The organism is Collinsella aerofaciens (assembly GCF_018785265.1).
In the GTDB taxonomy this organism is placed as follows: domain Bacteria; phylum Actinomycetota; class Coriobacteriia; order Coriobacteriales; family Coriobacteriaceae; genus Collinsella; species Collinsella aerofaciens_AI.
Window position 1 is genome coordinate 218,795 of the sequence record NZ_WQPK01000045.1, and the last position, 15,904, is coordinate 234,698.

11 protein-coding genes and 1 pseudogene are annotated in these 15,904 nt (G+C 61.3%); 8 read left to right on the forward strand and 4 right to left on the reverse strand.

Going from position 1 to position 15,904, the window contains the following annotated elements:
- Positions 1 to 29 precede the first annotated feature (29 nt).
- A complete protein-coding gene (locus GPK42_RS08410) occupies positions 30 to 941 on the forward strand; it encodes a CPBP family intramembrane glutamic endopeptidase (protein ID WP_215694768.1) in 912 nt (303 codons plus the stop codon).
- On the opposite strand, the gene GPK42_RS08415 is transcribed toward GPK42_RS08410, so the two are convergent.
- The gene (locus tag GPK42_RS08415) at positions 938 to 3,079 is read right to left on the reverse strand and encodes a YgiQ family radical SAM protein (RefSeq protein ID WP_338404352.1); all 2,142 of its coding nucleotides are present in this window, start codon (positions 3,077 to 3,079) and stop codon (positions 938 to 940) included. The two genes, GPK42_RS08410 and GPK42_RS08415, sit on opposite strands and share 4 nt — an antisense overlap.
- A gap of 253 nt (positions 3,080 to 3,332) precedes the next feature.
- On the opposite strand from GPK42_RS08415, the gene GPK42_RS08420 reads away from it, so the two are divergent.
- From GPK42_RS08420 to GPK42_RS08435, 4 genes are all read left to right on the forward strand, one after another.
- Positions 3,333 to 4,049 carry a YoaK family protein gene (locus GPK42_RS08420; protein ID WP_215694770.1) on the forward strand — a complete coding sequence of 239 codons (717 nt, stop codon included), beginning with the start codon at positions 3,333 to 3,335 and terminating at the stop codon, positions 4,047 to 4,049.
- 165 nt (positions 4,050 to 4,214) lie between these two features.
- Positions 4,215 to 5,381 (forward strand): lactaldehyde reductase, encoded by a 1,167-nt coding sequence (gene fucO, locus GPK42_RS08425; RefSeq protein ID WP_215694771.1) that lies wholly within the window; start codon positions 4,215 to 4,217, stop codon positions 5,379 to 5,381.
- 604 nt (positions 5,382 to 5,985) lie between these two features.
- A complete protein-coding gene (locus GPK42_RS08430; protein ID WP_215694772.1) occupies positions 5,986 to 7,029 on the forward strand; it encodes a M42 family metallopeptidase in 1,044 nt (347 codons plus the stop codon).
- 140 nt (positions 7,030 to 7,169) lie between these two features.
- The gene (locus tag GPK42_RS08435) at positions 7,170 to 8,543 is read left to right on the forward strand and encodes a HipA domain-containing protein (protein ID WP_215694773.1); all 1,374 of its coding nucleotides are present in this window, start codon (positions 7,170 to 7,172) and stop codon (positions 8,541 to 8,543) included.
- An 8-nt stretch (positions 8,544 to 8,551) separates the two neighbouring features.
- Here GPK42_RS08435 and mnmA read toward each other — a convergent pair.
- Positions 8,552 to 9,655 (reverse strand): annotated as a pseudogene (mnmA, locus tag GPK42_RS08440) (tRNA 2-thiouridine(34) synthase MnmA); the annotation flags it as partial.
- A 179-nt stretch (positions 9,656 to 9,834) separates the two neighbouring features.
- Positions 9,835 to 10,773, reverse strand: coding sequence for a cysteine synthase A (gene cysK / locus GPK42_RS08445; protein ID WP_055310201.1), 939 nt, complete (start codon positions 10,771 to 10,773; stop codon positions 9,835 to 9,837).
- 253 nt (positions 10,774 to 11,026) lie between these two features.
- On the opposite strand from cysK, the gene GPK42_RS08450 reads away from it, so the two are divergent.
- Positions 11,027 to 11,455, forward strand: coding sequence for an RrF2 family transcriptional regulator (locus tag GPK42_RS08450; RefSeq protein WP_022094857.1), 429 nt, complete (start codon positions 11,027 to 11,029; stop codon positions 11,453 to 11,455).
- Positions 11,456 to 11,596: 141 nt separating this feature from the next.
- Here GPK42_RS08450 and GPK42_RS08455 read toward each other — a convergent pair whose 3' ends face one another.
- Positions 11,597 to 11,962, reverse strand: coding sequence for a phage holin family protein (locus tag GPK42_RS08455; protein ID WP_035137358.1), 366 nt, complete (start codon positions 11,960 to 11,962; stop codon positions 11,597 to 11,599).
- A 324-nt stretch (positions 11,963 to 12,286) separates the two neighbouring features.
- Here GPK42_RS08455 and GPK42_RS08460 point away from each other — a divergent pair, with 324 nt between their 5' ends.
- Together GPK42_RS08460 and GPK42_RS08465 are read left to right on the forward strand one after the other, a co-directional pair.
- Complete coding sequence (locus GPK42_RS08460; RefSeq protein WP_022094855.1) at positions 12,287 to 12,586, forward strand: YerC/YecD family TrpR-related protein; 300 nt, start codon at positions 12,287 to 12,289, stop codon at positions 12,584 to 12,586.
- 220 nt (positions 12,587 to 12,806) lie between these two features.
- Positions 12,807 to 15,902: a PD-(D/E)XK nuclease family protein gene (locus tag GPK42_RS08465; RefSeq protein WP_215694775.1), complete on the forward strand. Its 3,096-nt coding sequence runs from the start codon at positions 12,807 to 12,809 to the stop codon at positions 15,900 to 15,902.
- Positions 15,903 to 15,904: the final 2 nt, after the last annotated feature.

Genomic DNA, 15,904 nt, shown 5'->3' on the forward strand with positions numbered 1-15,904 from the left:
ATGACTAGCCACCGAAGGAGGAGGTTGGCATGCTCAATGCGATAGCGTGGGCGCTTGCCTGTTTTGGTGTTGTTGCTGCCGATATTGCCCTGAGCATGGTTTTGTTCTCCGCGCTGGACATCGTGTCGGAGCTGACGGGTTTCCCGATTGACAACCTCGATATTCAATGGTTTCAAGCCGCCGCGCAGACGGCATCGTTTTTGATGGCGCTGCTGTGGTGGCGCTATCTGTGGCCCCGCTCCTTCATGGCGCGCTGGCAGGGCGAGCGCCCGCTTGGCGGGGGAGCAGACAAAGCATGGAGGCGCATCGCCTGCGTTATCGTGATCGGCCTTGCCCTGCAGGTGGTCGTTGGCTACGTGACCGACGCTGTGCTGTCGCTGTTGCCCGAGGCGGCGGCCGATTACAGCGAGCTTGTCGAGGAAACAGGCATGGGCGATACCAGCCTTCTTGCCGTCCTGACCACGGTGCTCGGCGCGCCGTTTTGCGAAGAGCTCCTGGTGCGCGGCGTCATCTTTGAGTTTTCGCTGCGCGCGTTTAATCCACAGTGCCGTCCGCTCTGGAAACGCCGGCGCCGCGCAAACGCGCAAGACGCTGCCATGGTGCCCTGGGCGGCTCCGAGCACCTGGGGTGTCGCCGCGGCAATCGTGCTGCAGGCGGCGGTCTTCGGCTTTATGCACATGAACTGGGTGCAGGGCTGTTATGCGGGTGTCGCCGGCCTCATCTTTGGTTGGGTGCTCGTGACGACCGGAAAGCTCCGCTACACGATCCTGCTGCATTTTGCCTTTAACGCCGGGTCGTATCTCATGACGTTGCTCTGGTTTGTGAACACGCCGTTCAACGTGGCGGTCACGGTTGCCATCGCCGGCATCATCCTCGTGGAGGCGATGCGCTCACTGCGCCACGCGTGTGGGATGGACGCAGCGAGCGCACCGCTGCCCTAGTTGCGGCGGCCGCCGCCGTTGGCGCCCTGACGCCCCTGAGCTGCACGGTTGCGGCCTGCGGTGTTCTGCGCGCGGGACATACCGCCGTGGCCCTTGCTGCCTTTGGGTCCCTTGCCGGCGACGCCGCCGTGGGCCTTACCGCCCTTCTTGCCAGTGCCGTGCCCGCCGCTGGCCGATGTCTCGCCCGGGCGTGGCGGCACGGGGCGAATCAGGCAATGCTTGGTGTAGCCGATCAGGTCGCGACGGCCAGCCTTTTCCAGCGCCTCGCGTACCAGCTTGTAGTTCTCGGGCTTGCGATACTGGATGAGCGCGCGCTGCATGGCCTTCTCATGCGGGTCGCGCGCCACGTAGATTGGCTTCATGGTGCGCGGATCCACGCCGGTGTAGTACATGCACGTCGACATGGTGGACGGTGTGGGGTAGAAGTCCTGCACCTGCTCGGGCATGTAGCCCATGTCGCGCACGGCTTCGGCAAGGTCCACGGCTTCCTTCATGGTCGAGCCGGGGTGGCTCGAGATCAGATACGGCACCACATACTGCTTGAGTCCGTATTCGCGGTTCAGGCGTTCAAATTTACGGCAGAACGCGTCGTAGACGGTTCGGCTCGGCTTGCCCATCACGGACAGTACCGCGTCGCTCACGTGCTCGGGCGCTACGCGCAGCTGGCCCGAGACATGGTGTTCCAGCAGCTCGCGAAAAAACTCGTCCGAGGCATCGGCCATGGTGTAGTCAAAGCGGATGCCGCTGCGCACGAAGACCTTCTTGACGCCCGGCAGCTGGCGCAGGTCGCGCAACAACTGTGTGTAGCCGCTCTCGTCGACCACCATGTTCTTGCACACGCTCGGCCACAGGCAGCGCTTGTTCTTGCACACGCCGTGCTTGAGCTGCTTGTCGCAGGCGGGGCGGCTAAAGTTGGCCGTCGGTCCACCCACGTCGTTGATGTAGCCCTTAAACTCGGGATCGCGCGTGAGCAGCTCTGCCTCGCGCATGATCGAGTCGTGGCTGCGCATCTGCAGTACGCGGCCCTGGTGGAAGGTGAGGGCGCAAAACGAGCATTCACCAAAGCACCCGCGGTTGGAGCTGATTGAAAACTTGATCTCGGCAAAGGCCGGCACGCCGCCCGCCGCGTCGTAGTCGGGATGCCAATCGCGTGCGTAGGGGAGCTCGGCCACCTCGTCCATCTCATCGGTCGTCAACGTCGCCGACGGCGGGTTCTGCACCACATAGACGCTGTTGGGATAGGGCTCTACCAGGCGATGTCCGGTGATGGGGTCCATATTCTGCTGTTGCACGTTAAAGCTGCGTGCGTAGTTGAGCTTGTCGGCGGTAAGGTCGTCCCAGCTGGGTAGCAGGTCGTAGTCGTAGACCTCGTCGAGCGAGCCTGTGCGGTAGACGGTGCCGTTGATATAGGTGATTTGATCGATGGGCAGCCCCGCGTCGAGCGCGTCGGCAATCTCGACAATCGCGTGCTCGCCCATACCGTAGATGAGGATGTCGGCGCCCGAGTCGAGCAGCACCGAGCGCTTGAGCTTATCCTGCCAGTAGTCGTAGTGGGCCAGGCGGCGCAGGCTTGCCTCGATGCCGCCGATGATGATGGGGGCGTCCTTAAACGTCTGGCGGATGAGGTTGCCGTAGACCGTGACGGCTCGGTTGGGACGGCGCCCCTCCTCGCCACCGGGGGTATAGGCGTCGGTGTGGCGGCGGTGTTTGGTCACCGAATAGTGGTTGACCATGGAGTCCATGTTGCCGGCACTGACCAAAAAGCCCAGGCGCGGCTCGCCGAGCACAGTGATGCTGGCGGGGTCGGTCCAGTCGGGTTGGCAGATGATGCCCACCTTGTAGCCGTGCGCGTCGAGTACGCGGCTGATGATGGCCATGCCAAAGCTGGGATGGTCCACATAGGCATCGCCGCAGATGTAGACAAAGTCGCACTGGTCCCAGCCGCGCGCATCCATGTCGGCACGACTGACGGGGAGGAATTTATCGCGGCCCGGACGCCAGGGGCGGGCGGGCGTCGCTTGGGAATGCTTGGCGCGGGTGACCGTGGCCTGCGCCTTGCCGCCGCGCTTTTGCTGCTGGCCCTGTTTGCCCTGCTGTCCGCGTTGGCTGTTCTGAGCGTGCTGAGGCTTTTTTGCCACGATCCCTCCCGGTGTCTGTATGCTGCACGTAATTGTAACCAGTCTTTTTGGGACGGAGCTAAAAAGACTGGGGGAGTACATGGGCTGGTGAGTGAGAGCGTCGCCGCGCCCGCCGTTTGTTTCCAGACTGTGTATCTGCGCGTTGGAGAACCCGTCTCGCGCGCACGCCATGTTGTCAATGGGTTACAGTATGAACGGCGGCTATGTTTCCGCCAACGCACGAGAGAGTCGTCAACAAGGAGGATGCACGACGATGCAGCGTGCCAAACAGATATCGGAGTCTATTGAGCTGGGCATCATCTTGGCGCTTGCCGGTGGCTTTATGGATGTGTATTCGTACATTGGGCGCGATCATGTTTTCGCCAACGCGCAGACGGGCAACATCCTGCTCGTGGGTGTAAGCATCTCGGAGGGCAACTGGCAGCTGGCGGGACGCTATTTCTTCCCCGTGGTGTCGTTTGCCGTGGGCATTATGCTTGCCGACCTGGTACACGAACGGTTTGGCAGCGTGATTCACTGGCGCCAAGTGACGGTGTTCTTTGAAGCCGTCATCTTGCTGGGCGTGAGCTTTATCCCGGGCGGCAATTTCAACCTGCTCGCCAACTGCCTCACCTCGTTTGCCTGCGGCATGCAGGTCGAGAGCTTCCGCAAGATTCACGGTCACGGTATCGCTACGACCATGTGCATCGGCAACTTGCGCAACGCGCTGCAAAACGTGGACGATTACATCATCACCCACAGGCGTGGCTTTTTGGAAAACGGCCTGCTGTACTTTGGCGTGATCTTTATCTTTGTGTTTGGCGCCGTGTTGGGCAACTGGTGTATTGAGCGCATGGGGCTGCACGCCATCGTCGTGGCGAGTTTGCTGCTGTTTGTCGCGTTTGCCATCATGTTCATCGACCGCGAGCGCGACTTGCGCTTACGCTGGAAGGTTGCGGCCGAGGCTTGGAAAGAGGGCTGCCGAAAGTAACCTAATGCGGCAAAGGGGCTGTCCCTTTGCCGCATTATTTTTCATCATCTGTTGAAACGCTTTAAATAGTTTGACGTTCTCACGCGTTTTTTGTTTCAAAAGCGTTAGGATGGGACTCATAGCGTGGGGCGTAATGGGTGCCCCGCACACGATGGGAGGCCATCAATGGCTAATCGTTTCGTTCTCAATACCATCTCTTATCATGGTTCCGGCGCCATTAAGGAGATCCCCGGCGAGCTCCAGCGTCGCGGCTACAAGAAGATCTTCGTCTGCTCCGACCCCGATCTGGTCAAGTTTGGCGTTACCGCCAAGGTGACCGACGAGCTCGACGCTGCCGGCATCGCTTGGAGCCTCTACTCCGAGATTAAGCCCAACCCCACCATCCAGAACGTCAAGGACGGCGTCGAGGCCTTCAAGGCCGCCGATGCTGACGCTATCGTGACCATCGGTGGTGGCTCCTCCATGGACACCGCCAAGGCCATCGGCATCATCATCAACAACCCCGAGTTCGCCGATGTCCGCAGCCTCGAGGGCGTTGCTCCCACTAAGAACCACGCCGTGTTCACCATCGCCGTGCCGACGACCGCCGGTACCGCCGCCGAGGTGACCATCAACTACGTCATCACCGACCCCGAGAACGTCCGCAAGTTCGTGTGCGTCGACACCAACGACGCCCCCGAGGTTGCCGTCGTCGATCCTGACATGATGGCTTCCATGCCCGCCGGCCTGACCGCTTCCACTGGTATGGACGCTCTGACCCACGCCATCGAGGGCTACACCACCAAGGGTGCTTGGGAGCTCTCTGACATGTTCCACTTTGAGGCTATTAAGCTGATCAGCGAGAACCTGCGTGACTCCGTCGCCGAGGCCAAGTCCGGCCAGCCCGGCTCCGGCCGCGAGGGCATGGCCCTTGGCCAGTATGTCGCCGGCATGGGCTTCTCCAACGTTGGCCTGGGCATCGACCACGCAATGGCTCACACCCTGTCTGCTCACTACGACACCCCGCACGGCGTCGCTTGCGCCATGCTGCTGCCGATCGCCATGGAGTTCAACAAGCCGGTTTGCGCTGAGCGCCTGGCCAAGGTTGCCCTTGCCATGGGTGTTGACACCACGGGCATGAGCACCGACGAGGCTGCCGACGCCGCTATCGCCGCCGTCAAGCAGCTTTCCGCCGACGTGAATATCCCGCACGTCTGCGAGGCTATGAAGGCCGACGAGATCGAGGTTCTGGCCAAGGACGCCATGGCCGACGCCTGCTTCCCGGGTAACCCGCGCGAGGCAACGCTCGACGACGTCATCGAGCTCTTCAAGAAGATCTGCCCGGCTGCCTAGCCCAGTTTGGTGGTCCTTCGCCCGTAGGTGTATGGTCTTTTGACGTGCCGCTGGCCCCGCCGTGCTACGCACGGCGGGGCTTTTTGTGCTGCGCCGATGCCCTGAGACGGACAAAACCAAGGCGTACTGCCCGCTGCGGATAGGTGGTGCACTTCCCAGCGTGCATTTTTGGGAGTATTCAGCAAGCTCTTAAAAATGCATAACGTTTTGAATGGCCCGTAGTGGCCCGCAGGCGCCCATCGACAGCCATTGTGGGCGGGCTATCGATGAGTGGAGGGGGTTGTTACTGAGTTTTTGCTTTGCGACGACCTGCAACACTGCTGTAACCACGTCGTTTTGTCGTTCGTGATGGGGCCGTTGGGGCCCACGGTGCTGAATACTCCGTTTTTTGCACGGCCCAAGGTGGGGTACCCTGAGACGAAGCAAAAAGACTCCTCATTTCTATGCAGATACCGATAGGATTTATGCAAGATTGGGATTGTAAGCCGTGCGCGTGCGCAAAATCGGCGCGAGGACGTCTGGAGGTGGCTCGGCTCCCAGAGCCTTGCGCGTGCAGAACGGTTAAAATCGGGACTCGGTCTTAGTTTTGCTTGGAAGGATGCACATGGCTTCTGTAATCGATGCTTCTCTAGAGGAGACGCTCTCCTATATCGCGGGACAGCTTAAGACACTGACTTCTATTGCTTCGCCGACGGGCTATACCCGTGCGGCGACTGATTATCTGATGGAAACGTTGCGCGATATGGGGTTTGGGCCTGAGCGTTCTAATAAGGGTAACGTGCTCGTTGAGCTTGGCGGCGAGGGCGAGCCGCTTGTGTTGGCGAGCCATGTCGACACCCTGGGCGCCATGGTGCGCTCCATTAAGGACAATGGCCGCCTGCGTCCCACGACGCTTGGTGGGCACCAGTGGTCTACGGCCGATGGCGAGAACTGCACCGTCTACACGCGCGACGGCAATGTGTACACGGGCGTGGTCCTCAATACCGAGCCTTCGGCGCATGTGGCCGACGAGCCGGTCAAGACCATCGAGAAGAACATGGAAATCCTGCTCGATGAGAATGTCGACAGCAAGGACGATGTGCTTGAGCTGGGCATTCAGACCGGCGACATCATCGCTATGGATCCGCGTACCACGGTGACGGAGAGCGGCTACATCAAGAGTCGCTTCCTTGACGACAAGCTGTCCGCGGCGATTCTACTGGGTCTCGCCCGCGCCGTCGCCGCTGGCGAGGTGACGCTTTCGCGTAAGGTTTCGCTGCTCTTTACCGTGTACGAGGAGGTCGGCCATGGCGGTGCCTTTGTGCCGGCCGACACGCGCGAGATGATCAGCGTGGACATGGGCTGCGTGGGCGACGACCTGGGCTGCACCGAGCGCATGGTGTCGATTTGCGCCAAGGATTCGGGCGGCCCCTACAACTACGATCTGGTGACCACGCTGTCCAATATCGCGCGCGAGCTGGAGCTCGATTACGCCATCGACGTGTACCCGCATTACGGCTCGGACGTTGAGGCCACGCTCTCGGCCGGCTACGACATTCGCCATGGTCTGATCGGCCCCGGCGTGTACGCGAGCCACAACTACGAGCGCAGCCACATCGACGGCGTGCGCAATACCTACGAGCTGGTCCGCGCCTACGTACAACGCTAGAGGAGCAGCTTGCGACTCGGCTGACCAATTGCTCTAAGGCCCGATTGCTCGGGCCTTTTTTCGCTTCAGTCTGTTTAGTATTATGCTGTATGTAACTAATTAACTTTACGTTTGGAATACTTAACGAGGTGATGCGGCATATGAATACATCTGAGTACTTGTCTATGGGTGATGCGGCCCGCTTGCTGGGCGTTACAAAAGCCCGCATATCGCAACTTGCCGCATCGGGGACGCTTGCGTGCGATATTGTGGGCGGTCGGAAGATGGTCGAGTACAATTCTGCGATCGCCTATCAAAAGGTCCGCAAACGAGGGCGCCGTCCTGCAGCCGATGTGGGACGCAAGTTTACGCTGATGTCGGCCGACCATGAGGTCGCGCATGTCTCATTTGATCCGACGCGCGAGTTTCCCTTCGAAATCGCCGAGGTCCTCGATGCGCAACGAATGCCGTTTGGCACATGCTCGAGTTCTTCTCCAACGGTGAATAAGCGGGAGCTCAACGCGTGGTGGGGGCATCGGTCGGTGCCCGATGTTCGCCCTGGGCTTATCTCGCGCTACCGCGAGCTGGGGATTGTCAACGGCGTTGAGGTGCCGGTTCAGTGCCTGGGCCTCTCGCTTTCGGATTGCTATTGGCTGCGGCCGGCAGAATGCGACGGGCTCGAATGGCGAAACCTCAATTACTTCGAGAACGAATTTGAGCGATCGGCGCCCGAAGAGCGTTCGGGTTGGTTGGAAGGCATCGGTCTTAAAAATCCGGATAACACGTCCGAGGGTGAGCTCCCTAAATCGTGGATGATTCGCAACGGCGTTCGCGTTCTGGTCAAGGGATGCGGCATGGACGATCAACGTCCCTTTAACGAGGCGGTTGCAACGGCTCTACATCGTCGCTTGCTGTCAGAGGGTGAGTTTGTTCCTTATGCGGTTGAGCGGATGTTCGATGGCCCTGTGTGTCTGTGCGACGACTTTCTTGACGGCCGCGAGGAATATGTTCCGGCTGTTTACGTTAAGAACGCCCTTGGCGGCCAGCGAGGAAACTCGACGTACGACCGGTACTGCCGCTTCCTTGGTAAGCATGGAGCAGACGAGGTTGCCGTGAGAAGGTCTATGTCGCAGATGATCGTTTGCGACGCCCTTTTGGCCAACAGCGATCGCCATTGGCGAAACTTCGGCATCATCCGCAATGTCGATACCTTGGAGATAAGGCATGCACCGCTGTTCGATAGCGGCAACTGTCTGTGGTATAACGTGCCAACTGCTGTGCTCGCAGCTGGGGAGTTTGGGTTTGCCGCTAAGCCGTTTGGACCCAATCCTTCCGTCCAACTGGCGCTTGCGGACTCGCTCGATTGGTTCGACTCATCGCGGCTCAACGGATTTGTTGATGAAGCGATAATGATTCTTTCGCAGAGCAAGTGGGCCACGGCGGAGGGTCGGCTCGAGTCCATTCGCCGCGGCCTGGAGCGTCGCGTTATCGAGGTGAATGCTGCTGTTGGAGTGCTTCGACACGTGCGGCGATAATCCCGCGGCTACCTGATGGCTGCCGTAACGGTGCCGCCGCCGAGGACGACGTCGCCGCGGTAGACGACGACAGCCTGGCCGGGGGCGATGGCGCGCTGCGGCTCGTCAAAAGTTAGCAGCATTTGCCCGTCTTCGCCGCGCGTAAGGGTTGCTGCCTGGTCTTTCTGACGGTAGCGGTACTTGGCGCCCACGCGAATGCCGCCGGCATCGAGTTCTGCCTCCATGCGGTCGGCAGGGGCGCTCCAGATCCAGTCGTCGGCCGTGAGTGCTGTGGCCGTTAGGTCCTCGGCCTCGCCCAGATGCACGGTGTTGTTGGCGGCGTCGACGCCCGTCACATACACGGGATGCGCCATCGCGACGCCCAAGCCCTTGCGCTGGCCGATGGTATAGCGCAACGCACCGTTATGGCGTCCGACCACGCTGCCGTCGCGCCATACAATATCGCCCGGCTCGGCGGCATGTCCGCAGCGGCGCTCGATATAGCCCGCGTAGTCGCCGTCCGCGATAAAGCAGATGTCCTCGCTCTCGGCCTTCTTGGCGTTGATGAAGCCCTGCTCGGCGGCAATGCGGCGCACGTCGCGCTCTTTGTCCAGCCCGGCCAGCGGAAAGATTGTGCGCGACAGCCGCTCCTGCGTGAGCGAATACAAAAAGTAGCTCTGGTCCTTCTTGGGGTCTTCGCCGCGATGCAGCTGCCAGGTGCCGTCGGGCGCCTGGCTCGTCTTTGCATAGTGGCCCGTGGCGATGTAGTCGCAGCCCATATCGAGCGCTGCATCGAGCAATGCGCCAAACTTAATGTGGCGGTTGCAGATGATGCATGGGTTGGGCGTCAGCCCCTCCTGATAGGCGGTCACGAAGCGCTCGATAACATTGCGGTCGAAGGTCTGCTGCAGGTTAAGTACATGGTGGGGTATCCCCAGGCGCTCGGCGACGGCCTTTGCATCGGCGATGTCGCGGTCGACCTTACTCGTGCTCGTGACGGGATCGGGCGCGGGGCAGGTGAGGCGCATGGTGGCGCCGACACATTCGTAACCCTGGCTTTTGAGCAGATACGCGGTCACGCTGGAATCGACGCCGCCACTCATGGCGACGAGCACGCGCTTGTTGTGCATGGGGAGGTTCTCCTTGGTGGCATGTGGCCAAAAAAGAAAAGCGGCGCGGGAGGCTGGTTCCGCGCCGCAGACATTGTAGCAAGTTCGGGCGTCCTGTGGGACGCCCTAATGAGATGGGCTCAGACTGCCGGGAGAGAGAGGAGACCGGCTCGTCCGTGGGCTCAACCTATGGGCGACAGGCTCTAGTCCTGGAACAGTGCCGTGGACAGGTAGCGCTCACCGGTATCGGCGAGCAGGGCCACGATGGTCTTGCCCTCGTTCTCGGGGCGCTTGGCCAGCTGCAGCGCGGCCCACACGGCGGCGCCGGACGAAATGCCCACGAGCACGCCCTCCTTGTGGCCCACGGCGCGGCCGGTCGCAAAGGCGTCGTCGTTCTCGACGGGGATGATCTCGTCATAGACCTGGGTGTCGAGGACGTCGGGCACAAAACCGGCGCCGATACCCTGGATCTTGTGCGGGCCGGCTTGGCCCTTGGAGAGCACCGGGGAAGTGGCGGGCTCGACGGCGACGACCTTGATTTCGGGGTTCTGCTCCTTAAGGAACTCACCCACGCCGGTCACGGTGCCGCCGGTTCCAACGCCGGCGACGAAGATGTCGACCTCGCCGTCGGTGTCATCCCAGATCTCGGGGCCGGTCGTGGCCTTGTGGATGGCGGGGTTGGCGGGGTTCACAAACTGGCCGGCGATGATGCTGTTTGGCGTCTCCTTCTGCAGTTCCTCGGCCTTGGCGATGGCGCCCTTCATGCCCTTGGAACCGTCGGTGAGCACGAGCTGTGCGCCATATGCCTGCATAAGCTTGCGGCGTTCGACGGACATAGTCTCGGGCATGGTGATGATCACCTTGTAGCCGCGAGCCGCCGCCACCGAGGCGATGCCGACGCCGGTGTTGCCACTCGTGGGCTCGATGATGGTGTAGTCGCCGCCGCGCACGAGCTTGCCGGCCTTCTCGGCCTCGTCGATCATGTTCTTGGCGACGCGGTCTTTGACGGAGCCGGCGGGGTTGAAGTATTCCAGCTTGACGAGCACGCGGGCCTTGAGGTCCTCATCGGCCTCAAAGTGAGTGAGCTCCAGAAGCGGAGTGTGGCCGATAAGCTGATCGATGGACGTGTAAACATTGCTCATGGTGAACCTCCAAAGTGTTCAAATGACTGGATACCGTGTGGTTTTACGGTGTGTGTAGCAGCGAAACCCACAAACCTTATGGGTTGTTCGTTTTGCTGTTGGCAAGCATAGTAGACAGTAAAGCCTAGTAACGCAATAGGAAATAGAAGATTATTACGAGTCGATTAACCATCTTGACCGGAACGGGTATTTTCAAAACCAATATTTCGGCTAGAATTTCTACGGACTAAATGACCGAAAGGCAGCACTATACATGTTGGTTTCTACTAAGGGCAGATATGCCCTGCGCGTTATGGTCGATCTGGCCGAGCACCAGGCAGCCGGTCGCATCCCGCTCAAAGAGATCGCGGCGCGACAGGGGATTTCCGAGAAATATCTCGAGAACATTTTGGCTACGCTCGTGCGCGCCAACATGCTCTCGGGCATGCGCGGCAAGGGCGGCGGCTATGTGCTCACGCGCCCGCCCGAGCAATACACGGTGGGCGAGATCTTGCGCCTGACCGAGGGCAGTCTGGCGCCGGTCGCCTGCCTGGATGGCGACTGCAAGGGCTGCTCGCGTTCGGATGAGTGCCCCACGCTCGACGTGTGGAAGAACCTGGACAAGCTCATCAACGACTACCTCGACGGTGTGACGCTCGATCAACTTGTCGCTCCCAACCATGGCTACGACTACGTCATCTAACCCACACCTGCATTTGGGGACGGGGTGGAAATGGTAGATTTTCTCGCCCTTTGAGACTTGGCAAATAAGAAGGCCGCCCATTTTTGCGATGGGCGGCCTTCGTTTTGGGCTGTTGAGACGGACACGGCCGGAATGGCCGTTTTAGTCCTCGGCGATGCTGTCGAGGATGCTGCGCGTGATGGACACCAGGATGCTGCCCATAAAGGCCGATCCAAAGCTGGCGATGGAGATGCCGACGCCCAGCAGGTTGACCGACAGGTAACTCGCGAGCTCAAGCATAAAGCTGTTGACGACAAGCTGGAAAATGCCCAGCGTAATGATCGTGAGCGGCAGCGAGATGACCGTGAGGAACGGTTTGACGAACGAATCGACAATGTTCAGGAACAGTCCCACAAAGGCAAAGCAGACCCAGGTCTCGGCAAAGCCGAAGGGTTGGATACCGGGGACGAGGAACGTGGCGATCGCGATGGCGATCGAGGTGAAGAGCCAGTTAAGCATAAAGCGCATGGCGTGAATCCTTTCTTGCGCCGGGATTGCTGGCGTCGCGTGAAGCGGCTTACGGCGGCGACCTGGATGGTTGCGCGGGCGCGCCGCGGTGTTTGGGCGCCCATTGTCTCAAATATTCGTGGAGCTTACGTGCGCATATGGTTTCTAAACGGCGTTCGTCCTGAAAAACGCGCCGCTGGCAGAGAGTCTTGTCGCTTTAGTTTGGTGGTGTGCTACACTGCTACGGGCAAAAGCCACAGGCGTTGCCCTATTGCATAGAACGGGTGAACGATGCCCGATGTCAGTATCAACTTCGATGCCTTTTGGCGGGTTTGGCGGTGATCGATGAATATCGAGAACATGTTTGACAAGCCTGATGTCAAGCAGCTGGTCCACGCATTTAGCCTTTTGGACGACGAGAAGGATATCCAAGCGTTTTTGACCGATATCTGCACGCCGCGCGAGATTTGCGACCTTTCTCAGCGTTTGCAGGTTGCGCGCTATTTGGACGAGGGCGAGCCTTATGTTGAGGTTCAGGCCCGTACCGGCGCTTCGTCCACCACGGTGAGCCGCGTTTCAAAGGCGCTGAACGGCGAGTACGGTGGCTACCGCAAGATCCTCATTAAGTTGGAGGATGGCGAGTAGGCCAGCGACAACATTGAATTACGAAGAACCGTCCCTCCGGGGGCGGTTTTTTGATCCCTTGGGGACGGAGGAAAACGAATCACCGGGTTAGACTGACCCCCTCTGTGATCCATTTTCCTCCGTCCTCAAGGGATCAAATCTGTTGGCGTGGGACAAATCTGTCCGCTTGGGCGGGTAGGATGGATGCATTGATTATTGCGAACAGTTTGAGCGGAGGACCATGCCTGTTCGAATCTATACCACCAATGCCGGCACGGATTTGAGCGATGCCGAGGCGGCGCTACTGGCCGACCTGGTTGCCCGCCACGGGCGCGCTGTTCTGTTGGCGCCAACATTTGCCGAGCTCGACCTGTGCCGCCATGATGCGGCGGAAGCCGGGGTTTCACTGGGTGTCGACTACAAGACGCCCACATCGTGGCTCAGCTCGCTGTGGGAGCTTATGGGCGATGGCCGCAGCTTTGTGGACAACCTTCAGCGCCAGATGCTGTTCTCGGACATGATCGACCGCCGCGACGACGCCGCTCTGCAGCCGCTTTCGCGCAGCCAGGGCACAGTGCGCATGCTCGCGCGCATGGCCCGCGACGTGTTGCCGGGCGTTGCGGGGACGGGTGCCGAACGATGCCGTGGCGACAACTGCCGGCCTGAGCCAAAAAGCGATGCCGAGGCTCGTGTGTTCGAGCTTTTGCGTGCCTACGCGGGCGGTTTGGACCGTCGAGATATGGTTGAGCCCTGCGAGGCAGCTGACATTATGACCAGTGTCCTGGCCGATAGCCTGCCGGCGTGCACTCGCGCCGTATGCGTGCGCGGTATCACGTCGTTTACGCACGGTCTGCTCGAGCTGCTGTCTGCCGTGGCGAACAATGGGGGAGAGGTCGTCGTGCTGCTTGCCCGCGAGCAGGCGGCGATGCGCGAGGAGCTTGCCGCGGCATTTGATGCCCGCGATGTGTTGTTTGAGATCGCGCCGCTAGGGGAGGGTGTCGGCGCGTCTGATGCCGCTTGCGGGACCGCCGCTCAGCCTGCCTTTATTGAGGTCGCTGGCCCCCATGCCCGTGCTCATGCTTATGCGGACGCAATTGATGATCTGGTAAAAACGTGCCGGGGTTCCGAGGTCGACGGCGTCGCGACGCCTGCCGACCCTGTGCGCGTGCTCGTTGTTTCTGCCCGGGCACCCCAGCTGTTCGTTGAGCTCGCCTCTCGTCTGGCGGCGCGTCACATTGCGGCCGAGACGACTGAGTTCACGGCGTTTTCCCAGTCCATCGCGGGCAGGCAGTTTACGGCGCTCGCCAACCTGATCGAACGTATGAAAGCCGCCGACGAGGGCACCGCTTCCAAGACCGAGTGGTGGCCCGCTCCGGAGCTTACCGACTGGATTTATAGCCCGCTTTCGGGTGCCGACGCCGCGAGCGCCCGCGGCTTCGACAAGAACATACGCCTGTCGCGCAACAAGACCACTGCGGGCGTTAAGAGCCTGCTGCAGAGCGTCCAGGGTCAGGTGAGGGGCGCGCGCAAGGCGGCGAGCGACGAAAACTGGTTTAAGAACGTGCCGTGTGTGGTCTCGGACGTGTTCCAGGCGCTGTGGCGCGACAAACCCGTGACGGCGCTCAAGGCCATGCTCGCCGTTGCCGAGGCGCTGCCCGATCGCGCTCTAGGCGGCCTTGACGGCCAGGCCCGTCGCCAGGCAGAGACGGCTTTGCTGCGCCATGCCATCGACATCCTTATGAACGATGCTCGCGCACTCGACGTGTCGCAGGCCGCGACCGTGCCGGTTCTCGACGGCGTTCGAACCAAGGTGGACAAGCGCAGTACCGCTTACGATTACGCGACCTACGAGGTCGATCGCACGCCACGGGCACAAGTGCACTTCGTGTCGCTTGCCGATGCGTCGGTTTTGCGTCCTGGCGGCTACGATGCCGTGCTGTTTGCCGATGTCGACCTGGACAGCTATCCGCTTTCGCACGAAGAGGGCCCGCTTGCCACATTGACGGCCGAGCTGCGCCGCGACGGCGTGTCTTTGGAGCCCGCCGCCCTGCTGCGCGTGCGCTTTGGCCGTGCGATGCAGGCGGCGAGCGGTCCGGTCGCGCTCGCCCGCGTGACGCACGATCGCCAGGCGCGCGAGTGCTACCCGGCAGCCGTATGGACCGAGCTGCGGGCACATGCCGAGGCCGCTGGCGCTGCCAAGCCCACGTGCGTGGGCGAGGGCGATATCATCGCCGACTTTGATCCCGCGGCAGGTGAAGGCCTCAAGCGCGAGCGCGTGACCTGTGAAGCCCCTCAGCATCTGAGTGCCGAGGCCGTGCCGTATTTGGTCCTGCGCCGTCGCGATGGCGAGGGCGAGGATGCGCCGCTGGTGCCGCGCTTGACGTCTGCCTCGCAGATCGAGGCCTATTCGACCTGTCCGCTATGCTGGTTCGTCTCGTATCGCGTCAAGCCCCAGTCGATCGACGCTGGCTTTGGCAACATGGAGAAGGGCAACTTTGTCCACGACGTGCTGGAGCATCTGCATGCCCGTCTGCCCCAAGAAGGCATGGAGCGCGTGACGCCCGAGAATCTGCCGCGTGCTCAGGAGCTGCTGCACGAGGTCTTTGACGAGACGTTGGCCGAGCACGCCGGCAAGCGCGGCACGGAGGGCCCGCTGGTGCCGCTCTCTGCGGTGGAGGAGCGCCAGGTGGCCGAGATCTTGCCGCAGCTGGAGGGCGTGCTTGCCTACGAGTCCGAGGCACTTGCCCCCTTTGCCCCGCGCTACCTGGAGTTTGCGTTCAACGAGCTCCAGGTCGAGTATGCCGGTTGGCCGCTCGGCGGGCGCATCGACCGTGTGGACGTGGACGCCGAGAACCGCGCCGTGGTAATCGACTACAAGCATCGTTCGGGTGTCGAGGAGTTTAAGCTTGCCGACCCCACGGTGCGTGACGAGGAGACGGGCGAGGCTCCCATCGACGACCCGCGCTGGCTGCCGCCCCATACCCAAACGCTCATCTACGCGCAGGCCATGCGTCGGGCACTGGGCTTGGATACCCGTGCAGCGCTCTATTTTTCGACCAAGGGCGGCAAGCCCGCGCTGCGCGGTGCGGCGAGCGCCGAGTTGCTCGAGGAAGAGCGCGGTGACGGTCGCATCCCGGGCCTCAAGAAGGGCTTCCCGGGCGAGGGCGGCAGCATGGACTTCGATGCCCTGCTCGATCGCGTGGAGGCCGGCATCGCCGAGCGCCTGCGCGAGCTCGAGGCGGGCAACGTTGCCGCCGTCGACCCGGCGTCGGCTCAGGCCGCGCATGCGCGCTGCTCGTATAACCACGAAGGAACGTTTGTAAGGAGGGACGTGTAGAC